Source organism: Streptomyces sp. AM8-1-1 (genome assembly GCF_032229325.1).
In the GTDB taxonomy this organism is placed as follows: Bacteria; Actinomycetota; Actinomycetes; order Streptomycetales; family Streptomycetaceae; genus Streptomyces; species Streptomyces achmelvichensis.
This window is the reverse complement of the sequence record NZ_CP135086.1, coordinates 5,633,550-5,655,900: the sequence shown is the minus strand read 5'-3', so window position 1 is coordinate 5,655,900 and position 22,351 is coordinate 5,633,550. Positions and strand designations below refer to the sequence as shown.

At 70.6% G+C, this 22,351-nt stretch carries 15 protein-coding genes; 7 read left to right on the top strand and 8 right to left on the bottom strand.

What is annotated here, in order from left to right; all coding sequences use genetic code 11:
- Positions 1–74 precede the first annotated feature (74 nt).
- Both RPQ07_RS25315 and RPQ07_RS25310 read left to right on the top strand, forming a co-directional pair.
- Positions 75–1,511, top strand: a complete 1,437-nt coding sequence (locus RPQ07_RS25315; RefSeq protein ID WP_313946475.1) for an acyl-CoA synthetase — start codon at positions 75–77, stop codon at positions 1,509–1,511.
- The gene (locus tag RPQ07_RS25310; protein WP_313946474.1) at positions 1,504–2,967 is read left to right on the top strand and encodes a carboxyl transferase domain-containing protein; all 1,464 of its coding nucleotides are present in this window, start codon (positions 1,504–1,506) and stop codon (positions 2,965–2,967) included. Before RPQ07_RS25315 ends, RPQ07_RS25310 begins: the two co-directional genes overlap by 8 nt.
- A 28-nt stretch (positions 2,968–2,995) precedes the next feature.
- On the opposite strand, the gene RPQ07_RS25305 is transcribed toward RPQ07_RS25310, so the two are convergent.
- Positions 2,996–4,255: an MFS transporter gene (locus RPQ07_RS25305; RefSeq protein ID WP_313946473.1), complete on the bottom strand. Its 1,260-nt coding sequence runs from the start codon at positions 4,253–4,255 to the stop codon at positions 2,996–2,998.
- A gap of 141 nt (positions 4,256–4,396) precedes the next feature.
- Here RPQ07_RS25305 and RPQ07_RS25300 point away from each other — a divergent pair, with 141 nt between their 5' ends.
- Complete coding sequence (locus RPQ07_RS25300) at positions 4,397–5,185, top strand: VOC family protein (RefSeq protein ID WP_313946472.1); 789 nt, start codon at positions 4,397–4,399, stop codon at positions 5,183–5,185.
- Between the two features lie 222 nt (positions 5,186–5,407).
- Here the strand turns inward: RPQ07_RS25300 and RPQ07_RS25295 are convergent, their stop codons facing one another.
- Positions 5,408–7,333 carry an RICIN domain-containing protein gene (locus RPQ07_RS25295; protein WP_313946471.1) on the bottom strand — a complete coding sequence of 642 codons (1,926 nt, stop codon included), beginning with the start codon at positions 7,331–7,333 and terminating at the stop codon, positions 5,408–5,410.
- A gap of 1,025 nt (positions 7,334–8,358) precedes the next feature.
- Here RPQ07_RS25295 and RPQ07_RS25290 point away from each other — a divergent pair.
- Entirely contained in the window at positions 8,359–8,796 is a 438-nt protein-coding gene (locus tag RPQ07_RS25290; protein ID WP_313946470.1) for an SRPBCC family protein, read from the top strand.
- A gap of 92 nt (positions 8,797–8,888) precedes the next feature.
- Here RPQ07_RS25290 and RPQ07_RS25285 read toward each other — a convergent pair whose 3' ends face one another.
- The 6 genes from RPQ07_RS25285 to RPQ07_RS25260 form a co-directional block, all read right to left on the bottom strand.
- Entirely contained in the window at positions 8,889–9,725 is an 837-nt protein-coding gene (locus RPQ07_RS25285) for a hypothetical protein (RefSeq protein ID WP_313946469.1), read from the bottom strand.
- A gap of 262 nt (positions 9,726–9,987) precedes the next feature.
- A complete protein-coding gene (locus RPQ07_RS25280) occupies positions 9,988–12,192 on the bottom strand; it encodes a trypsin-like serine protease (protein ID WP_313946468.1) in 2,205 nt (734 codons plus the stop codon).
- A gap of 84 nt (positions 12,193–12,276) precedes the next feature.
- Positions 12,277–12,819, bottom strand: a complete 543-nt coding sequence (locus RPQ07_RS25275; protein ID WP_313946467.1) for a hypothetical protein — start codon at positions 12,817–12,819, stop codon at positions 12,277–12,279.
- A gap of 661 nt (positions 12,820–13,480) precedes the next feature.
- Complete coding sequence (locus RPQ07_RS25270) at positions 13,481–14,122, bottom strand: DUF6461 domain-containing protein (protein ID WP_313946466.1); 642 nt, start codon at positions 14,120–14,122, stop codon at positions 13,481–13,483.
- A gap of 148 nt (positions 14,123–14,270) precedes the next feature.
- Entirely contained in the window at positions 14,271–15,659 is a 1,389-nt protein-coding gene (locus RPQ07_RS25265) for an FxLYD domain-containing protein (RefSeq protein WP_313946465.1), read from the bottom strand.
- A 90-nt stretch (positions 15,660–15,749) separates the two neighbouring features.
- Entirely contained in the window at positions 15,750–19,088 is a 3,339-nt protein-coding gene (locus RPQ07_RS25260) for an ALF repeat-containing protein (RefSeq protein WP_313946464.1), read from the bottom strand.
- A 591-nt stretch (positions 19,089–19,679) separates the two neighbouring features.
- Here RPQ07_RS25260 and RPQ07_RS25255 point away from each other — a divergent pair.
- The 3 genes from RPQ07_RS25255 (at position 19,680) to RPQ07_RS25245 (ending at position 22,258) form a co-directional block, all read left to right on the top strand.
- Positions 19,680–20,207 (top strand): hypothetical protein, encoded by a 528-nt coding sequence (locus RPQ07_RS25255; RefSeq protein WP_313946463.1) that lies wholly within the window; start codon positions 19,680–19,682, stop codon positions 20,205–20,207.
- 84 nt (positions 20,208–20,291) lie between these two features.
- The gene (locus RPQ07_RS25250) at positions 20,292–21,854 is read left to right on the top strand and encodes an FG-GAP-like repeat-containing protein (protein ID WP_313946462.1); all 1,563 of its coding nucleotides are present in this window, start codon (positions 20,292–20,294) and stop codon (positions 21,852–21,854) included.
- A 254-nt stretch (positions 21,855–22,108) separates the two neighbouring features.
- Positions 22,109–22,258, top strand: a complete 150-nt coding sequence (locus RPQ07_RS25245; protein ID WP_313946461.1) for a hypothetical protein — start codon at positions 22,109–22,111, stop codon at positions 22,256–22,258.
- The last annotated feature ends 93 nt before the right edge of the window (positions 22,259–22,351 follow it).

The following is a 22,351-nucleotide window of genomic DNA, read 5'->3' as shown; positions in this document are numbered from 1 at the left end:
CGCGTGCGCCGGACATCAGGACGGCACGCGGCCCAGCGCGGCACAGACACGCTGCATCAGACGGAGGACGACGAGTGACTGACCTCTTCCCGGCGCTGACCGCCGGCTCGGACCGGCCCGCCCTGCGCTTCGGCGAACGCGGTCTGACCTACGGGGAACTCGCCGGCGCTGCGGGCTCGCTCGCCGTACGGATCGGCGGAGCGTCCCGGATCGCACTGTGGGCGACGCCGACGCTGGAGACGGCGGTGGGAGTGGTGGCCGCACTGCTGGCCGGCGTGCCCGTCGTGCCGCTGAACCCGAGGACGGGAGAGCGCGAGCTGGCGCACATCCTCGCGGACAGCGAACCGGCGGCCGTCCTGGCCGCCGCGGGAGAGCAACTGCCGGACGGGCTGGACCGGTTGCAGCGCATCGACGTCCCGGTGACGGGGGACGCGGGACCGCCGCCCGCGGTGCCGTCCCCGGCCGACCCGGCCCTGATCGTCTACACCTCGGGGACCACCGGCGCGCCGAAGGGCGCCGTGCTCCCGCGCCGGGCGATCGCGGCGAGCCTGGACGCCCTGGAGGACGCCTGGGAGTGGACGGACGCCGATGTGCTGGTGCACGGGCTGCCGCTGTTCCATGTGCACGGACTGATCCTCGGCATCCTCGGCCCGCTGCGCCGGGGCGGACAGGTGCGGCACCTCGGCCGGTTCTCGTTGGAGGGCGTCATCCGTGAGCTGACGGACGGCGGCACGATGCTGTTCGGGGTGCCGACGATGTACCACCGACTGGCCGAATCACTCGACGACGACCGGGAGTTGACGAAGGCGCTCGCGGGCGCGCGGCTGCTGGTGTCCGGCTCGGCGGCGCTGCCCGTGCACGACCAGACACGCATCCGTACGGCGACGGGCCGCCCGGTGATCGAGCGGTACGGCATGACCGAGACCCTGATGAACACGAGCGTCCGGGTCGACGGCGAACCGCGGCCGGGTTCCGTCGGGGTGCCGCTGCGGGGCGTGGAACTGCGGCTCGTCGAGGAGGACGGCACGCCGGTCACGGCGTACGACGGTGCGGCCATCGGCGAGATCCAGGTCCGCGGGGAGAACCTGTTCACGGAGTATCTGAACCGGCCGGACGCCACCGCGGCGGCCTTCGACGGCGACTGGTTCCGCACCGGGGACATGGCGGTGCGCGACCCGGACGGGTATGTGCGGATCGTCGGCCGCAAGGCCACGGACCTGATCAAGAGCGGCGGTTACAAGATCGGCGCCGGCGAGATCGAGAACGCGCTGCTGGAGCACCCGGGCGTGCGGGAAGCCGCCGTCACCGGAGAGGCCGACGCCGATCTGGGCGAGCGGGTGGTGGCCTGGATCGTTCCGGTGGACGGCCAGTCGCCGCCGACCGAGGCCGAGTTGGCGGATCATGTGGCGGCCCAGCTCGCTCCGCACAAGAGGCCCCGGACGGTGCGCTTCCTCGACGCGCTGCCGCGCAACGACATGGGCAAGATCATGAAGCGGGCGCTGCATGGCTGACCGGCTGAGCGCATCCGCGGCGATCGCGCTGATCTGCGACGACTTCACCGAGACGGCGCCGGTCGAACGGCAGGGCGCGCTCGACGAGCAGCAGGCACCGGACGGTCCGATCGGCTGGGAGGGGTACGGCGACCAGCGCGCGGCGGCGGCCCGGCGCACGGGGTCCTCCGAGTCCGTGGTGTGGGGCGAGGCGACGGTGGGCGGCCGTGCGTGTGTGGTGATCTCCTTCGAATTCGGCTTCCTCGGCGGCTCGTTGAGCAGCCGGGCCGGCGACCGGCTGGAGGCGGCGTACGACAGGGCCCGCGAGCTCGGCCGGCCGCTGGTGTCGCTGATCGCGACGGGCGGCAGCCGCATGCAGGAGGGCATGATCGCGCTGACCCAGCTCCAGCGGGTGGCGGCCGCGTCGGTGCGGCTGCGCGCCGCGGGAGTGGCGCAGATCGCGGTCCTGCGCGACCCGACGACGGGTGGCGGCTGGGCGACGCTGGGCGCGGGAGCGGATGTGATCCTGGCTCTCCCGTCGGCCCAGGTCGGCTTCGCGGGCTCCCGTGTGCGGCCCCCGGACGCGGACCCGTCGGCGTACACGGCGGAGGCACAGCTGGCCGCGGGCCAGATCGACGAGATCGTGGCGCCGGAGGACCTGCGGGAGGCGGTGTCGTTCTGGGCGGCGGCGTCCGGGGGTGCGGGCCGGGCCCGCTTCGAGACGGACGAGGACCGTGCGCCCCTGGACGCGGCCGGTCGGGGCCGCTCGGACACGGTGGAACCTGTCGGCGGTGGCGCGGAGACGGGCGCGGCCCCGTCCGGCTCCGTGCCTCCCCCCTTCGCGCTCGGCGCGCCGCCCCTCCCCCGCACCGGATGGGACGCCGTCACCCAGGCCCGCACACCGGGGCGGCCCCACGCACGGGCCTATCTCGACGCGTACTTCGGCCGGCGCAGGCCCCTCAGCGGCGACCGGTGCGGCGGGGTGGACGCCGGGATGCTCTGCGGGGTCGGGATGCACGACGGGCGGGCCGTCGCCTTCGTCGCGCAGGGCGGCACCGCCACCCTTCCGGCCGGCTACCGCACCGCCGCACGCGTCGTGCGCATGGCCGGCCGGCTCGGGCTCCCCGTGCTCACCCTCATCGACACACCCGGCGCCGCCAACGACGCCGCGGCCGAGCGCTCCGGCGCGGGCGCCGCCATCGCCGACCTGTTCGCCGCGATCGCCGGCGCCCGGTCGCCGGTCACCAGCCTCCTCATCGGTGAAGGCGGTTCGGGCGGCGCCCTCGCGCTGGCCGCGCCCGGCAACACCTGGGCCACACCCGACAGTTACTTCTCCGTCATAGCACCCGAGCTCGCCGCCGCGATCCTCAAGCGTCCGCCGGAGCAGGTGCCCGGGACCGCCGACCAGTTGCGGCTGCGCCCGCAGGATCTGGTCGAACTCGGCGTCGTCCGCGGGATCGTCGCCCCGCGGGAGTGAAAGCCCGGCCCGCAGCCGGGGTCCGCCCCTACGGCTGAGGGTCCCGTGCGTCGTACCGGGCGAAGCCGCGCCAGCGCAGTGCCAGCAGCGAGACCGCCAGCACACAGGCGATCCCGCCGCCGGTCACCGTCACGGAAGGCGAGGTGAGATCCGCGGCGCTGCCCGCGAGGAAGTCGCCGAGCCGCGGCCCGCCCACGACCACCACGAGGAACACACCCTGGAGCCGGCCGCGCAACTCGTCGGGCACGGCCGCCTGGAGCATGGTGCTGCGGAACGCCATCGAGATGGCGTCCGCGAAACCGGCGAAGCCGAGAAAGAGCAGCCCGAGCCACAGATTGCGGGTGAGCCCGAAGACCGCGATGGCCGCGCCCCAGGCCCCGACGGCCAGCAGGATCGCGAGCCCCTGCCGCCTGATCCGCCCCTGCCATCCGGAGAACACCCCGCCGAGCACCGCGCCGAGGGCCGGGGCCGCGACCAGCAAGCCGGCGGTGCGGGCGTCGCCGTCGTACCAGACGACGGCGACGGCGGGGAACAGCGCGCGCGGATGAGCGAGGATCATGGCGCAGAAGTCGGAGAAGAACGTCATCCGCAGATTCGGCCGGGTCGCCAGGAACCGCAGCCCCTCCAGGACGGAGGCCTTCTTCGCACCCTCGGCACGGTCCGGCAGCATCGACGGCAGCCGCCACATCGCGTACAGGGACGCGGAGAAGGCGACGGCGTCGATGGCGTACGCGGTCTGGTAACCGGCGAACCCGACGACGAGCCCGCCGAGCATCGGACCGACGAGAGTCCCGGACGTCATGGTCATCGAGGTGAGGGCGTTGGCCGCGGGCAGCTGCTCGACCGGCAGCAGCCGGGGGATCATCGCGCTGCGCGCCGGGGAGTTGACGGCGGCGCACACGGACTGGAACGCGACCACGCCGTACAGGAACCACACATGGTGGAAGTCCGCGAAGGCCGCGGCGGCCAGCGCCGCCGACAGCACCGCGGAACCGCTCGCGCTGATGAGCCCGAGCCGGCGCCGGTCCACGGTGTCGGCGATCGCGCCGCCGTACAGCCCGAAGGCCAGCAGCGGCACGAGCGAGCACAGTCCGACCAGCCCCACCGCGAACGTGGAGTGGGTGATGTCGTACACCTGGAGCGAGATCGCGAGGGTGGTCATCCCCTGTCCGATCCAGGAGATCGTGTTGCCGAACCAGAGCCGCCGGTAGTGGACGGAGGTGCGCAGCGGGGTGAGGTCGGCGAGTATTCGCGGGCGCACGGAGGGGGCGGGGCTGGTCTGCGGCATGGCGGGAAGTCTATGACCGCGGCCCGTCGGGCCCCTTACATTTTTTGGTGAGGCGTCCCGTGCACGGTTCGGCGCGCGGGGGCCCGCGGAGACCCATAGCGTGTGGGCAAGCACGCCCTTCGACCGGGAGGCTGGGACCCCATGGCCGTACGACCGGAAGGCACGCCCTGCTGGGCGGACGCGATGTTCCTCGACCTGGAGGCCGCGAAGAGCTTCTATGGCGAGCTCCTCGGCTGGACCTTCGGCGAGGGCCAGGAGGAGTACGGCGACTACACCCAGGCCTACTCGGACGGGAAGGCGGTGGCCGCGCTCTCCCCGCAGATGCCGGGCATGGACAGCCCCGCCGCCTGGAACCTGTACTTCGCCACCCCGGACGCGGCCGCGACCGCCGCGAGGATCCGGGAGTACGGCGGCACCCTGATGATGGAGCCCATGGAGGTCGGCGGGTTCGGCACCATGGTGAGCGCCCAGGACCCGAGCGGAGTGTTCTTCAGCGCCTGGCAGGCGGCCGCCCACGAGGGCTTCGAGAAGACCGGGGAGCCCGGGGCCTACGCCTGGGTCGACGTCCACACCCGTGACGCGCGCAAGGCGGACTCCTTCTTCCCGTCCGTCTTTCCCTTCGAGGTCCAGCGCATGGACGTCGACGACGTGGACTTCCACCTCTGGAGCATCGGCGGTGATCCGGTGGCGGGACGGCAGAAGACGGAGGAGGACGCGTCCGACGGACTGCCGCCCTTCGCGAACGTCTACTTCGCCGTGTCCGACTGCGACAGGGCGGTGACCACGGCGGTCAAGCTCGGCGGACGGCTGCTGAGCGAACCCATGGACAGCCCCTTCGGCCGCTCGGCGACGGTCGCGGACCCGCAGGGTGCGGTGTTCTCGGTCATCGACCTTCAGAACACCAAGGGTGAGATGCCCACGTTCTCCTGACCGGACCGGCTGCCACCGTCCGGCCGTCACGACATGCTCGTCGCGCCGTGGCCGTCACCGTCCGGCCGTCACGACATGCTCGTCGCGCCGTGGCCGTCACCGTCCGGCCGTCAGCCGGTGTGGATGCGCGAGGCGGGGCCCCGCCCCCGAGGTGGGGCCCCGCCTCGCGCATTCCCCCGGTACCTGCGGGAACCACTCTGCCCGGCCGGGGCCCGTCGCTCGTCATCCGCCGGCAGGAGTGGCCTCCTCCGTACGGAGGAGGGATCCGGCCGGTTCGAGAACGCCGCGGTCCACGGCTTCGACGAGGCCTCCCACGGCCGCGGGCACCTGATGGAGGGCGGGCTCCAGGGCCGGGAGGATGGCGGCCTGGGCGGTGCCGTCCGGTTCCGCCGCTCCCCCGTCGTCACGGACACTGCGCAGATCGGCGCCCGGCACGCCCTGTCGCGTCCGCCCTTCCGAGGTGTGCTGCTCGCCGTCCGCGGGTGCGGACGAACGGCCGCGCCCCGAGGGCCCGTTGACCTCCTGCGTGTTCGGGGCGTCGGCGCTCGGGCGCATCCTGGGCGTGCCGACGGCAACGTTGTCCGTCGCCCACTGCTGCGCCGCCGAACCGTCGCGGACCTTGACCACGACCGGTGCCCCGGCCTCGGTGGAGCTCGGGACGACCGCCAGCGACTCGTTCCAGCGGGGGACCACATGGCCCTGGATGGTCAGGTCGTACCGGACGTCGGACGCGTCGGGCGCCGAGGTCCCGGGACAGGAGCCGAGCACGAGCACACCGTCGAGCTCATGGGAGTTCAGGCACAGTTCGAGGGCCGCGCCGCTGCGCAGCAGACCGTCGTTCTCGTAGACCCACTGCTGGGTGACCGAGGTGGTGCAGGCGGCCATCGTGGCCTCCGTGCCGAACTGTGCGCTGCGGTCGCGGATGTCCAGGCACAGACCGGCCACGGTGTTGCGCAGCCGCGTGCTGAAGGGCCCGGTCGGGTGGGCGGCCGAGGTCATCGACGGCTGCGGGCCCGGGGCGGTCGGTGCCTCGCCTCCCGGTACGGGGGGCGCGGAGACCGAGCCGCTCGGGGCCGGCGGACCCGCGGTGCCGCCGTCGTCCGCCCACAGCTGGGTGACAAGGGTCGCGACGACGAGCAGACCGGCGACGACGCCGAGCCCGGTGAGGACGGCGCCCCGGCCGCGCTGCGGCAGGGTGATCCGGCGGCCCCGGAAGGTGAGGGGGAACAGGGCGCGGGCGGGTCCGCCGCGCGAGTGCCGGCCGGGGCCGCGTGCCGGACCGTGCACGGCGGCCGCACGGGCCTGGTAGCGGGCGTTGTTCCGGGCGGGCCGGGAATCGAGATAGGGCTGGGCGGCCCAGCCGAGCAGTCCCTCGGCCAGCAGAAGGGCGAGCCGGCCGCCGCCGTGGTCGAGCTGTTCGGCGGCGAACCGGCAGTGCCGGCAGGTGGCCAGGTGCGCCTGGATGTCGGGTATCAGAGTGCCGCCGCGGCGCAGGGATACATCGAGCAGCCGGTTGTAGTGGCGGCATTCCTTGTCCTGCGTGAGTTCGAGATGGGACCGCAGGATGCCCACCCGGAAGATTTCTCGCGCCTGATCGAGCTGCCCGGCAGCGGTACGCGCATCTGTTGCCAGCAAACCAGCTGGTACGGATATGCCCTCGGCCTCCACCTCGACATGCCACAGGAGACATTGGGCGGGGCCGGGCATTGCCTGGAATGACCTGGCGACCAGGGCCCGGTTTTCGGCCAGAGTGAACATGTCGACCGGTACGGTGCGGCCCGTCTCGGGATTCTGGAGTTCGGGCAGAGCGGTGACCCGCTCGTCGGCAGCCCATGCCTTGGCGGTCTGGCGTGCCGTGAGCAGCAGAAGGGGCCGCAGAGCGGCGGTCGTCCGCGCGTGCCGCAGATTTTCGAGCACCTTGTTGAATGCCGCCGTGGCCAGCATGGACGCCGCTTTGGCCGAAGGGGTACCGATCGAGGCGTAGTCGAAGACGGGTTGCCAGTGCCTCGCGAGCAGCACGGCCACCGTGCGGGTCTCGGCATCGCCGTCGCCGGTCCGCAGCGCGGCCGCGAGGCCTTCGTCGGAGTCCCCGGGGTCGAGACCGGTGCGGGCAGGTGGGACGGGACCCTGAGTGCGGGGCTTCTGCATGAGACGTCTTTCCATCCAGGGCAATGCGGTGGGGGGTTGAGCAGTGCCGTCCCCGGACCGTAATCGGCCGGGGATTCCGGTTGGTGAAAGGTGGTGCGCGCCTACTTGGTCTATACCGCGTCCATTCGAACGGTTGAACAAAAGTTGCCATGTTCGGACGTGAGGAAGCTCACCTTGGCACAACCGCCGGGCGCTGAACAAGAGTTCCCGAACCGCGGCCATTCAGGCCCCGACGGCAATGAAAAGAACTGCTCCGGTCTTGCGCGGAGTTGACTGCTTCCCCGACGACAAGAGTGCAGCGGTCCTCTCGTTCGAGCATCGAGTTGTCGAATACCGACATCACGTCGGCTTCCCGCCAACTGCCTTGGCACTACTGGCCGTTCGGGAAAACTCCGGGCGGTTGGGATGTGGCTCGGCAGATCGGGGAGGGTCACAAAGTGACGACGACTGCCTCGGTCACCTTGACGCTTGTCCGCAGGGAAGTGCCGCCCTTCGGCCGGAGTTCGGCGGCCACCCGGGGGGTGATCTCCGCCACCGGGTCCGCGGCCCGAGAAGAAGTGACGAGAATACGCAAAGGCCTGCCTGACGCGGTGATTCCCGGAACGTGCCGGGCCGCACGTTCCGGGGGCCGCCGCCCGGATTTTCCGGGCGCATGGAAACAGCCTCGGGATCGCTGAAGACCAGCACCTCGGCACCGGCCGGCACCGGCTCGGCGGTCCCGAGGAAACCGCCGCCGACGGCCGCGGACCGCTCCGGGCCGCCGTACCGCCCCAAGCGGCGAGATCCCGCGTCCGGACCGCCCGGCCGATGGCGCACGCCCGCATATGCGCCACATTTGTCACGGTATGATCGCATCCGCAAAGACATGTGCCGCATTTCCCCGCACATGCCGGGCACCCTGCGGAGAATGCTTCAAGGGGCCCGGAAGCGCGGTCACCCCCGCCGCCCGAAGGTGCCCGGAGGCCGAGGCCTGGTTACGCTGCGTCAAGACGGCACATGTCCGACACGTCCGAAGGGGCGAGGCCGTGAGTACTGACGTGGTCACCCTGGAACGGCCCATAGCCGCCCGGCCCGAGACGGTGTTCTCCTTCCTCACCGACCGGAACAAGTGGCTGCTCTGGATGGGCAAGGACGGCCGGTTCAGCTTCGAGCCGGGCGGTGCCTACCGGACGAACATCGTCGGCGACAACGTCGCCGAGGGCCGCTTCGTCGAGATCGACCCACCCGAACGGCTCGTCTTCACATGGGGCTGGACCGAGGGCGCGCTGTCCATCCCGCCCGGCTCCACGACCGTCGACATCACCCTCGAACCGGTGCCCGACGGCACCCTGCTCCGTCTCGTCCACAGCGGCCTGCCGACCCCCGAGGCATGCGCCGCGCACAAGGAGGGGTGGGCGCACTACGTGGACCGGCTCGCGACTCTGGCGGCGGGCGGGAATCCCGGTTCCGACAGCTGGAAGTGAGCCGTCCGGCAGGGCATGCGGACCCGTCGGCGAGCGGTTCGACCCACGGAGCCGCGACGACCGAAGCACCCGGCACGCAGGTGCTGTGCCGGTCAGGGACGCTCGAAGAACTGGAACAGGCCCCCGACCAAGAAGCACGCCGCCCCCGTGAGCGTTCCCCAGTTGGCGACGACGATGTTCACCACGCTTCCCGTCGAGGGATGCGTGAAGGCGGCCAGTGCCGAAACAAGGAAGAGAACGGATCCGAGCTGGTTGACCGCGACGATCCACCATCCGAGGTCCCGGGGACGGACGCCCGGCCGGCCATGGCAGACCTCGACCAGGGCGAGGTGCCCCGAGATCAGGAACAGGATGCACCCGACCATGTCGGGGGCCCAGATCAGCCTGTTCACCTGCTGGGCCGAGAGCCCTTGCAGCAGCGAGTTCAGCAGATTGATCCCGAACACGAGCGTTCCCACGAACAGCAGGAAGGTACTGAGCCAATCGATCCGCTGGGGCTCGTAGCTCCACCACTTCCAGCGCTGTGCGGCCAGCGCACCGGCCCGGCTGTCCCGGCGGGGAGCGTTGATCGCCTGGAGCAGTGAGGCGTAGCCGCCGGTGTTGAAGAACAGGCCGCCGACGAAGTAGACCCAGGCGCCCGTCGCGCCGGCCGGGCCGAACTGAGCGATGCCCGCCCCGAGGGCGAACAGGGCGCCGCCGACGGTGAAGGCACCCGCGGCAATGGCGTTCAGCCTGCGCAAGCGGCCGACCGAGACACTGTCCGCTCTTCTGGAACGGCCCTCCAGCTCGCCCGCGGCCCGTACGGTGAGCAGACCGCGCTTACGTGCCGGACGCGATTCCCAGACCGCGGTGCCGCCGTCCAGCAGGCGCCAGGTCAGGCGGGTGGTGAACGGCCCCGCGCCCTCGACGTGCTCCTCGGTTCGGCTCACTCGCCGACCTTAGCCCCGCGCCGGGGGATCCTCCGGGATCGACCGGCAGGACGGCAGGACGGCAGGTGAGAACGTTCCTGCACCTGCGGTGTTCGGTGGGGCGGGTGGGACTCGAACTCGCGCCTGTGAATCCGGGACCTTCGGCGGTCCGCTCCTGGGAACCCCACCTCGGGAGCAGAGGCGGAAAACAATGAGCGGGAGCCCCCGAAGACCCGTGACGGGTCTTCGGGGGCTCCCGTGCGTCAGCTACGACCGGACGGGCCTACTTGGCCACATAGCCGAAGCGCCCGCCGACCGGCGGGAGGCCGCCTGATCCGGGCTGGTACGTCGAGACGGCTGCCTTCGTGCCGCCACTCACGTTCGACCAGGGCAGGACGTGGACGGCGCCGAGGGACGGGCCGTACGGCATGCCGACGTAGAGGTTCGTGCCTGTGAAGGTGATGCTCCTGCCCACGTACTGGTTGGCGCCGGGGGTGCCGGGCAGACCGGCGGCACTGCCCGCCTCGATCCAGACATCGGAATCGCCGGCCGTGCCGAGGAGCGGGAACGTCTGGACCGCGCCCGCCTTGGCAGCCGTACCGACGGCCTCACCGGGGATGCCGACCGCGACCCGCAGAGTCGAGACAGTGCCGGTGGCGCGCGGTGCGGTGTTGACGGCGGTCACCTTTTCGCCGAAGCGGTCACCGGCCTCGGCGGTACCCGTCACGGTGTCGTCACCGGTGCCCTGCCAGAGGGCGTCAACCTCGCTGTAGGTGCCCGTGGCAGTGACGCGGAGGGTGACGACGCGGCCCGCGTCAGCCTTGTCGGCGCCGCTCACGGCCAGGGATTCGCCGGGCGAACCGACCACGAGGAACGAGTCCGTGGCGGACGCGGCGCCTGTCGGGCGGTACGACACCAGGGACAGCGAGGCGCCGAACTCGTCGCCGGCCTCGGCAGCGCCGGAGATGGTGGCGAGGTCCTGGTCCAGGCCGAACAGGGGCTTGGGGTGACCGTCGGCGTGCAGGGTGTGGGAGAAGACCGCCACGCCGCCGGAGTCCGCCAGAGTGCCGATGGCCTCGTTGGGGGCGCCGATGGCGATGTGGTGGGCATCGGCCGCGACACTGGCGCCGAACCGGTCGTTCGCCTCCGCGACGCCCTGGACGTCCGTTTTATCCTGGTGGACCGAGACGTTGGTGGTGCCACGCAGGTAGAAGGCCGTGCCCGCCTTGGTGACGGTGCCCAGCGCCTCGCCGGGGACGCCTATCACCAGGTACGGCTCGCCTGCGGCGGTCCGGCCCGCGGCGAGGGCGTGGCCCATACGGTCGCCCGCCTCGGCGGCCGAGGCGAGGATTGCGCCCGCGCCGGTGCCCTGCTCCAGGTGGGTGACCTTCTGGGTGCCGGCGCCCAGGCCGCCGGCTGCGCCGTACAGCACGTCGACCATGCCGGCGTCGGCGGCCGTGCCGAGGTCCTCGGAGGGGGTGCCGACAACCAGGTCCGTGTAGCCGTCCTCGTTGTGGTCGACGGTTGCGACGGCCTCGCCGAACCAGTCGGACGCCTCGGCGTTGCCGGGCACCCAGTCGAGGTCCTGGTTGATCTCGGCGGTGCCCTTCCCGCCGCCGTACACAATCCGGACCACTCCGGCGTCGGCGTCGGCGCCGACGGTGGCCTTGGGGTCGGAGATCGCGATGTCCTCGACGCCGTCGCCGTTGAAGTCGGTGATGCGGGTGGCGCCGATCTTGGAGTTCACCCAGGAGGCCAGATCGTCGACGCGGGCGGTGACTCCGCCGGTGCGGGCCTCGGAGGTTTCGGAGCCGAAGCAACCGCCCTGGTAGGACTGGCTGTTGAGGGCTGCGAGGGTGGCTGTGCCGTTGACGACGCGGACCACGGGGCCGCCGGAGTCACCCATGCACGCGGCCGCACCGTCCTTGCCGGTGACCGCGGCCGTGGTGGGGGTGGCGGCATCCACCGTGTAGGTGCCGGTGTGCAGCTTCAGCGGGGCCCACTCGTCCTTCGTACGCCCATATCCCGCGAACGTCAGCTGCTCGCCCGCGGTGGGGGCAGCGGCGGCCAGGGCGATCGGGGCCACGCCCGCGACCGGGCGGTTCAGACGGGCGAGGACCACATCACGGTCAGTGCGCGGGACCAGCTCCACGACGCGGCGCTCCGCGCCCTGAGTGCCGGCCAGGTCGGCGCGACCGATGACGGCTGTGGTCTTTAGCTTCGGGGCTCCGGCGGGCACCGCTTGCCCGGCGGCCGGGTTGTCGACGAAGCAGCTTGCCGTCGTGAGCAGCCACTCGGCGTCGATGAGTGTGCCGGAGCAGCCGCGGGTGCTGTCGCCGATGTCCAGGCGCGCCGTGTAGGCGTAGGTGGTGTCGGCGGAGACGGTTCCGCCGGTGACGGCGGACGCGGGCGCGGCGCACAGCGCGACCGGGCCCGTGATCAGGGCCGCGGCCAGCGCGGCGAGGCGCAGGGGTCTGGTGTGTTGCATGACCTTGGTTTCCTTGGTGCGAGGTCTGCGCGTCCGGTGGTCACCGGACCGCAGCGCGGCGGACGTTGGGGCGCTGATCGGGTGCTACTTGGTGGACCTGATCTCTACGAGCATGTGCTCGCGGCCCTGCTCGTCCGCGCTCTCGCCCACCGAGGTCCAGGAGTTCTTCGCGATGTCGAACGATTTCGTCTCGGTGCCGACGGTCATGTCGACCTCGGTCGTGTAGTCGTTGCCCTTGATGGTGTAGACAGCGGGGATCTCCAGGGTCAGCCAGCCGGAGTTGCCGACAACCTTGAAGCAGATCTTGTCCTTGGCGCGTGCCCAGACCTCGAGAAAGCCGGTGCCGCCGGCGCAGTCGACGTAGGTGATGTGTCCGTCGCCGCGCTTGAGGACGATGTTCTTCTCGGCGAGGATTTTGTCGGCCTGCGGGTAGGCGAAGTCCTCGACCGCGTAGCCGGGGGCCTCGTCGGCGACGGGTGTGGCCGCCTCGCCCTTGCCGCCGGTCTCGGCGGCGGGGCTCGCCAGCGCGAGCCACGCGAGGGCCCCGGCGGCGGCCGCGGAGCCGAGCGTGCGCGCTATGAATCTCTTCCGCTGCGGCTTCGCCGCATGTGCGGTACGTGCCTGCATCACAGTCCTCAAGTCGTCGTCGGTTCCGGTCGCCGGCGCCGGAACGTGGTTCTCAACGGGCATGAAGGTGACCGGAACAGAAAATGCAGCTCCAACTCCCCGGCGGGAGCAGGACTACTTCCCAACGGTTCCTCCTTCGGCGTACCGCGCGAAAGGGAACCCTCACCCATGCCCCGGGAAGCCGCTTCGGCCTCGCAATCGAATCCTTCGATTCGATCTTTTGTACACTTCGCCAACTCCCGCAAAGCGGGCGGTAGTTGAGCCTCCGCTGTGATCATCGCCACCTTCGGGCATGGCTGTACGGCCCTGCGTGAAGAACGCGTGAAGGATCTCCGGGCCACCCGCCTCCCGCGATGACGGACAAACCTGTGTGGCGTGTCCATCGAAAGGACTTCGACCACCTGTACAGGGACAACTCGCCACGGAGGACGGCGTGCCGGGTTGAGCCGAACGCGCGGCCTCACCGCGCCGGTTGAGGAGTTCCAGGAGCCGGGCGGCGCCGTCGGCCGTCAGTGTTCCTTCAGGTGTGTCAGGCGCGAGGTCGAGGAGGCGGGTCAGCACGGTCGTCCTCGGCCGGGCGGTCACGGAAGTCAGCCGGCGCACTGCAGAGGGAGCCAGGGTCGTCCCACTCGGTGGCCATGGCGTACTTGACCAACTGAGATCAGTCTCCGAGCCTCGGCTGGGGCGGAACAGGTCCCTCACCCGCATAGGTGTCGCCTCGCGGTGCCGAGGGGGCGTCGTCCTCCGCGAGCGTCAGGCTGGGCCAGGGCCCGGCGAGGGCGGTGTCGTCCAGGGTGATGCCGAGGTGGTCGAGGACCAGGGCTACCACCGGCGCCATCCCGGTGTCCTCACCCGCGTGCGCGGCGAGCGCCGCTTCCACCCGGTCCCACCAGGGTTCGGTCCGCGCGGGCCGGGTGTGCTCCATGCCGGGCTCGAAGTTCTCGACGCACTCGCCGTCGCGCCAGTACTGGAAGACGTCGAGTCCTTCCGTGGTCAGCACGCTGTACGTCTCGGTGCCCCGGGACAGTTCCGCCAGCGGTTCGTTCCAGGATCCGATGACACCGTCCTCCTCGACGCAGAAGGCCCAGTCGCCGAGCCTCCCGGATCGCAACAGCGAAACCGCTCCGTCGCCGGAGTCGCCAGAGCCAAGATCCGAGGCCTCGTCCGCATCGAGCGGACGCGCCTGCTCCGGATCGGCTCCGTACCGGGCGAACACCTCTTCGGGGCCCAGCCCTCGTGTGAACGTGACGCACATCCAGGCCCTGGCCCACTCGAGCGAACGCACGTCCGTGCCTGCTTCCATGTTCTGCCTCCGTCATTCGGGCCCGGCATCGTCTGCCGGGGTCGGAACTTCCGGGATCCCCGCAGCGAGCGAGGCGCGGCGGGGATCCCGGTTCATGATGCCTGGTTCAGGCAGCGGGACCGTTTTCGGGCGGGATGCCCTGTGGGCCCTACGCCGTGAACTCGATACGGAACGGGTCGCCGTCCACGAGACGCTGGTACTTGCGAAGAGAGCCCAGGACCCCGCCCGCCGAGCTGTTGGCACGCTGGGTGATGTGGAGCCGCAGGCAGGTCTCGTTGCCCGAGGTCGGACGGGTGGGCCAGGTCGCCGGGGCGGACCACAGGCCGTTCACGACTTGAGGGGTCAGTTCGGCGCACAGATCGCCGTCCTGACCACCCTCCTCCGTGCTGGCGGGCGGGAACTCGTCGCAGCTGTCCTTGCCGGTCTGCCCTGGGTACAGGCTGGTGAAGGGGGTGCAGGTCGAGGCGCGATTGGCGTTCGCCTTGGTCTGATTGACCGCGTGCAGGATATCGGTGCCACGGCGCTTCATGATCTCTTCGTAGATGGGCACAACGATTCCGTACTTCTCGTGCGCACTCGAATAGCTCAGCACCGGGATGTCGTCGGTCGGTATGACGCAGCCGCGCAGCCGGGGCTGCTCCTTGTCGCAGCGGATCTCGCCGGTCGCGGGGCTTGACCATGAGGCGCTGGGATCGACCGGGACCGCACCGGGCATCGTCACGTACATCTTGTAGCTGGTCCGGAAGGATGAACGGGTGGTGCCGGCTGCGAAGGCGTCACCGCTGTATTTGGTCTTGCCGGTCCTTTCCGTACCGGGTGTCATCGCGGTGCTGCCGTACCACGGCTGCTTCGTCACCGTCTTGCAGCCGGCGCCGCAATCCACCTGCATCTTCACCACGAGACTCTTCACATCGCCGGTGACCCGGACCAGCCTGGCGGTGATCGTCTCGTTGAGGTCGAGGGACTTGTAGGACGTGGCGAGTGTGGAGTCGACCTGGACGAGGCCGGTACCGATGGTCTTGCCGTTCGCGTCGTAGAGCGTGTACGTGACCTCAACGCCGTTCAGGCACATGCCGCCAGTGCGGCTCCAGGTCCAGTTTCCCTGATTCGTCAGCGCACACGAGGGCGCGGGCGGCTCGGGGTCGTCGGCGTCCGGCTCGAACTCCGTCCCGATGCCGTCACCTGCCGGGTCGTCGGCAGCGAGGTCAGCGGTTGCCGGGGCGGGAGCGGCGGTCTTCGTGCGGGTCGCCGTGCCCGTCCCGCTGTCCACGCTGACACACGCGGTGACGGCGTCGGGCGCCGCCGTGCGGGCACCGGCGGGGAGCCGGGAGCAGAAGTCCTCGGCGGCGAAGGCAGCGCTTTGCACGGTCGTGGCGGGAGCGGCAGAAACACCGTCCGCGGTCTCGTCCGCCGCCCCGGTGAGGGGCGAACGGGCCGGTGCGGCCTGTCCGTCAGCGGCACCGGCGGTGCCGGTCGTGGTCAGGGCCACGGTGAGAAGGAGGGCAGGCAGCACCCATCTGGTGCGTGGTGAGGTCATGACTTCTCTCTGGTGGGGTGTGGAAAGGGGGAGGTGGACGACCGGACCACCGCCCGGAGACCGGACGGGAATCCGTCGGTGCCGGACGCCTCAGAACTTGGTCGAGAGGACCTTGGTGGCCCCTGACAAGACGTCCTCGCCGACATCGGCGATCTTGCCGACGACGGGCTTGATGAGCTTGCCGCCGAGAGCCTTGTCCGCGGCACCGATCCACTTGGACTGGCCGAAGGTGACCAGGCTCAGGCCGGTGCCGATGGCGGAGTCGATGAACTCGCCACTGGTAAAACCGTGTTCGATGCCGGTGAAGAGGGTGCCGAGGCCGCTCGCACCCATCGAGACCGCGGAGAGGAAGCCGGCGGCCGCGGCCGCCGGGGGGAACACGAAGGCGGCGAGGGCGCAGCCCGCGGCCAGGAACCCGGCGCCGACGCTGATCGCGTTGAACGCGTCGGCGTAGAAGCCGGCGTCGTTCCACCACTCGTCGGCGTCCGCGCCGGTGCCGTTGGGGTTGATCTGATCGTTGGTGTCCTTGTCGGCCGGGTCGATCTTGGCCTCCCGCTCACGGCGGGCCTTCTCGGCAGCCGCCTTGGCGGCCGCCTTGACCTCGGCCTCACGCTTGGCCGCGGCGATCTGTTTGGCCTGGGTGGCCGCAGCCGCCGCCGTCGCCGCGTCCTTGCCCGCCGCGATCGAGGAGGCGCGGGCATCGGCGGCCGAAGCCTGGGCGCTGTAGGACGACTTGAGGGCGGAGCGGGCGGAGTCCATCGCCTTGTTCGCCGAGTAGTTCGCGGAGCGGGCGGCACCACGGGCGGTCGACGCCGCCGCGCTCGCCTTGTTCGCGGACGCCTTGGCGTCGGCCGCGGACTTGTCGGCCGCGTCCGCGTTCCGCCTGGCCTCGTCGGCGTAGTCGTCGGCCTTGGCCGCGGAGTCAAGTGCCTTGGCCGCCCAGTCCTTGGCCTCGGCAGCGGCGCTACGGGCGTCGGCGCCGGCCTTCGAGGCCAGGGCGGCGTTCTCCTGCGCCTTCTCGGCGATCTTCGCCGCAGCCGCGATGGCACCGCGGATCGCGGCGACATGGGTGGCGGTGTCGTGGTCGAGCTGGGCCGTCCGGAACTGCACCAGGGAGACGAAGTTGCGGCGCATCCAGGTGGGCCCCTCCATGGCCACCTCGGCGTACGCCTTGGTGAAGGCACCCCCGGTGTTCATCAGCGTGACGGTGAGGACCGCGTCGTCCTCCCGTATCGCCTTGGGGTAGTCATGGTCGAAGAAGTTCTGCAGCGATTCGGTGGTGTTGAGGTCGAGAGCCTTGTTCGCCGCGATGGTCACGGCCTTGCCGGGCTTCGAGGCCAGGATGCGACCGATCGCCACGCGATTGTCCTCGTCGGAGGCCTTCTTCATGCCGCTGGTGAGGAAGTCACCGACGGCCTTGGAATCGGGACTCTCCAGGGCGCCCTGGGCCGCTTCGGCGATCCTGGGGCCGGCGATCGTGGCCACATGGAGCGTGGTCTCCCGGTCGTCCTGTCCCTGGGCCAGGAGCCGGTCGAGGTCGATCCAGGCGTACACGTCGTCGTCCGTGCCGGAGAGCGCGAACTGGGCTGCCTGCCGGGTCCAGGCACCCCTGGAGCCGAGGAGGGCGATGGCCGCCTTGCGCCCCTGGACCGCCGCGACCGTCATGTCGTTCGCCGCCAGCGCCTGCTCGGCCTTGGTGATCAGATCCTTGGTCGCCTGATCGGTCTGCTGGGCCTGGGTGACCTTGTTCTGATAGGCGGTCAGCTCCTTCGTCTCGATCTCGGCGAGCAGCCTGACCTCCTCGATGGCCTGCAGTTTGTCCTGCTCAAGGGTTTCCGCCTCGGCCTTCCGCGCGTTCTGCTCCACCAGGAGGGCGTCCGAGACGGCCTTGGTGGCCGTGTTGGCGGCCAGCACGGCCGCCGCCGCGTGGGCGGTGGACCTGTTGGCGTAGTCGACGGCCTTGCCCGCGTACTTCACGGCCTCCTCGGCGGCGGCCGCCGCCTTGTCGGCGTGGTCCGCCGCGGAGTTGGCGGCGTCCCGGGCGGTGCGGGCGGCCGCGGCCGCGGTGGTGGCGAGGGTATGGGCGGTGGAGGCGGCATTGGTGGCCCGGTTCGCGGCACTGGACGCGATCGCGGCCTGGCGCTTGGCCTCCGCGGCCTCCGACTGTGCGGCGCCGGCGGCGGCACCGGCCTGGGCGGCGGCGTTCGCGGCGGCGGCGGCGTTGCGTGCGGCGGAGGCAGCGGCGGAACCGGCGGCGGCGGCCTTGGTTCCGGCGACGGCGGCCTGGTCGGCCGCCTTGGCCGCGGTACGCGCCTTGGCCGCGGCGTTGCGGGCGGCGACCGCCGCGTTCTTGGCGACCTCGGCCTTGCCCGCGTCCTTGGAGGCACCGATCGCGGCATGGAAGGCGCGGGCCGCGGCGCTGCCGGCGTTCGCGGCGGCCTGGGCGGCGCCGGTGGCTGCCCAGGAGGCGCGGCGGGACGCCGACACAGCGGCGTTCGAGGCGTTGATGGCGTTACGGGCGGCATCCGCCGCGCCCTTGGCGGCGCCCGCCGCCTTGCGAGCCGCCGCCCCGGACTTCCGTACGTCCTCCTTGGCAGCGGCCGCCTCGACGGCTGCCTTCTCCGCCGCCTCCTTCGCCTTCTCCGCTGCGGTCTGGGCGCGCGCGGAGGCCTCGACGGCCAGGTTCGTCTGGCGCTCGGCGCGCTTGCCCTCCCGCTCGACGACGGCGACGAGTTCCTCGATCGTCGCCGACTCCTGGTCCCGGGCACGGGCGATGTGCTGTCCGGTCTCGATGAACCACTCCACGTCGGACGCGGTGCCGCCGAGGGCACGGTCGGCGTACTTCCGCACCTCCGGGCCGGCCTGCATCAGCATGGTGGTGACCTGGACCCGGGCGTCCTCCAGGCGTGCGTCGTACTGGGTGTCGGTGAGGAACGCGGTCAGGGTCTGCTGGGTGTCGGCGTTCAGGGCGGCGGTGGCGGATCGCTGGACCGCTTTGTCGCCGGTGCCCGACACGATGGTGGTGGCCACCCGGAGGTCCTCGAGGATGGCGGGTTTGAAGCCGTCCCTCAGGAACTCGGCGATGGCGGCATCACCGTTGTCGAGGGCGGCGGCTGCCTCACGGCGCAGGCCCTTGCCCGCGCGGTCCAGGCTGCTGACGATGGCGACGCGGTTGTCCTGCACGGTCTGGTTCGGCAGCGTTTCGGCCAGGAAGGTCTGGATTTCACTGTCGGAGCCGAACAGGGCCTCGGCGGCAGCGGCCTTGACGCCTCTTCCGCCCGATATCCAGGCTTTGACCACCTTCGCCCGCTCGGTGTCCGGCAGCGGGACCGGATCCGGCGCCGTGCCCTCCGCCGCGGCGGCGACCGGGGTGAGGAGCACCGAGGGCGTGGAGGCTACGGCGGTGGCCGCGGCAAGCGCACCAAGCACGCGGCGCCGGCTCCAGAAAATTGTCTGCATAAGAGCGTTGTCCCCCTGTGAGCTGTTGACAGGACATGTCGGATCTCACTGGCGAGGCGGTTTCCGACCTGCCCGCGGGATGGAATGCCAATGGACGCGAACTAGCGCTAAAGCAGCGCCTCTTGTCGTGCTGGACCATATCAACTGCGCATACGAGGCAGGCCAATTGGGAGGCTGATCCTTCAACGCGTTTTAGGACAACGGTTCCTGACTGTGCCTCAGGAACCATTCACACCTCCTCCACAATCTGTCGTACAACCTTTACGAAGCGTGGCGGAGATCACGACTGGCGCGTGTGGATTGTCACAATATGCCTGGCTTTATGCACTCGACCTGAGAGTCACTTCATGCTGGTATGGCGAAGCGGATGACGATCACGGGGACAGGGGGCCTCTCGCTTCGAGAGGTAAGAGAGTAAGAGAAGTGCTTTCCAGGGGAGTTGGGGCATACCCGGCAGAGCGATGTCGATATCGCATTCCTGTGCACCCGAATTCGAGCCCGGTGATGAACATCCGGCCGTCAGCGACGAACTTGGGGGATGCAATGAAGGAATCCAGCAGAATGTCCGTGAAGCCGCGGCGCAAGCGGCTTGCGCGGCGCGCACTGGGCGCGGCCGCGGTCGGCGCCCTGGCTTGGATCACGGCGACCACGGGTATCCCCGGCGGGGCGTCGCAGCAGACGGTCCCCACCGCACTGGTCGCGGGGGACACCCCCGGTTACGCGGTGGAGGACTTCGACTATCCGCAGGCGGACAAGATCCTGGCCGAGAAGAACATCGTCCTCAAGCGCGGCGACGGGCACATCACCCTGGCCGACTGTACGGCTGGCACCGGGCTCCTGGAGATCATGGCCCGCGACAAGGCGGACAAGATCTGCTTCAAGGTGGTGGGCAACTCCGGCTGGCTGACCCTGGAGATCCCCGCGGTCTACGCGATCAAGGGCAACGACTACACGACCGCGGTCGACATGACCGTAGGTACCGAGGAGAAGTCGTTCGACATCACCAAGAACGCCTGGACCTCGGTGGGCGAGGCCGCGGACACACAGGGCCGCGATCACATGCTCGTCGAGATCAGGTCCTCCAAGTAGCCGCAGCTCAAGACCGACATGCTCACCGCTCCGCGGTCCGGTCACCACAGGACGCGCGGCCCTCGTGCCTAGGAATCCACATCCATGTACCCCTCCAGACGCCCCCGTTTCTCCGCGTTGGCCGCTGCACTGCTCGCGGCCCCCGTCGTGCTGAGCGCCGTTCCGGCCGCGGCCGTGACCGGCCCCGCCACCGCACTCACCGGAGCCGACGCCCCGGCACAGCTGAACCACGTCGCGAAAATCAACGTCGGTGAACAGACCGCCTGCACCGGCACCCTCATCGACCCGCAGTGGGTCCTGACCGCGGCCACCTGCTTCGCCGCGGACGGCAGACCCCCCGCAGGCAAACCCGCCATCACCACCACCGTCACCACCGGCCGCACCGACCTGACCCAGACCAACGGCAGCGTCCTGTCGGCCATCCAGCTCGTCCCCCATCCCGACCGGGACCTGGTGCTCGTCAAACTCGCCGCCAGGATCACCGATCCGAGCATCACGCCCGTCCGGTTGGCGACCACGCCCGCCGCTGCGGGTGAGGAGCTGGTGAAGGCCGGATTCGGACGCACCAGGACCGAATGGGTGCCCGACAAGCTCCACACCGCCACGTTCACCGTCGCCACCACCACGGGCACGACAGTGGACCTCAACGGCTCCGACACGGCGACCGTCTGCAAGGGCGACGCCGGCGGTCCCACCCTGCGCAGCGTCAGCGGCACCACGGAACTCGTCGCCATCACCTCCCGATCCTGGCAAGGCGGATGTCTCGGCAACGATCCCGCCGAAACCCGTACTGGTGCCGTCGACAGCCGCGTTGATGACATCGGCGACTGGGTCGATCACGCCGTATCCCGCAACCCGGACGACGTCACCGGCGACGGCAAGGCCGACATCGCGGCCGTCAAGGACGACGGCATTCTGTGGGTCTACCCCGGCACCGGAAAGCCCGGCATGGACACCCTCGGCACCCGCTACCAGGCCGGCACCAGCTGGAAGAGCCAGGACGCCATCACCATCGGAGACCTCAACAACGACGGCATCGGTGACCTGCTGTCCCGCCAGGCGTCCGACGGCACGTTGTGGGTCTACCCCGGCACCGGAAAGCCCGGCATGGACACCTTCGGCACCCGCTACCAGGTCGGCAGGAGCTGGCAGACCCAGGACGCCACCCGCACCGGGGACTTCAACAGTGACGGGCGCACCGATGTACTGACCCGCCAGGCGTCCGACGGCACGTTGTGGGTCTACCCCGGCACCGGAAAGCCCGGCATGGACACCTTCCCCGCCCGCTACCAGGTCGGCAGGAGCTGGCAGAGCCAGGACGTCATCACCACCGGCGATCTCAACAATGACGGGCGCACCGATGTACTGACCCGCCAGGCGTCCGACGGCACGTTGTGGGTCTACCCCGGCACCGGAAAGCCCGGCATGGACACCCTCGGCACCCGCTACCAGGCCGGCAGGAGCTGGCAGACCCAGAACGCCACCCGCACCGGGGACTTCAACAGTGACGGGCGCACCGATGTACTGACCCGCCAGGCATCCGACGGCACCTTGTGGATCTACCCCGGCACCGGAAAGCCCGGCATGGACACCCTCGGCACCCGCTACCAGGCCGGCACCGGCTGGGGCCCCTACCGCATCATCTGAGCAGCGGGGATGATCTCCGGCTCTTCCCCGCACCCAGTCAAGGGTGCGGGGAAGAGCCCTGAGCCATCGGCGGTACCGGCACCCATCAGGAACCCCGGCCGCGACAGCACTGGCGACAACAGGGCCGACTGTCGGCGTACGGACCTGTCGTTTTGGATCACGCCCGGTCAGTGAGTGGGCCCCCACGCCCGCAGGGCGTAGGAGGAGGGTTCTGGCGCGGGCGATCGCAAGGCGCGGAGGAAGGAACCCACGCGGTGGGGGCGCCTGCCGTGGCCGAGGGCTACGGATGGGAGTACCTCCCGCGCCCGGAGGGCTACGGGGGAGTGCCGGGGCACACGAGCCCCAGCAAAGACAGACGACAGGCCCCAGGGCTCGGCGACGAGGAGGGGCTGTTCACCCAGTAACCGCCCGACTACGGCGATCTGATCATCGTCCGCCGCCGGGCCTCCGCTGCGCGGCTCGACCAGCAAGTCGCCGGTCGAACGTTTCTGCGTCAC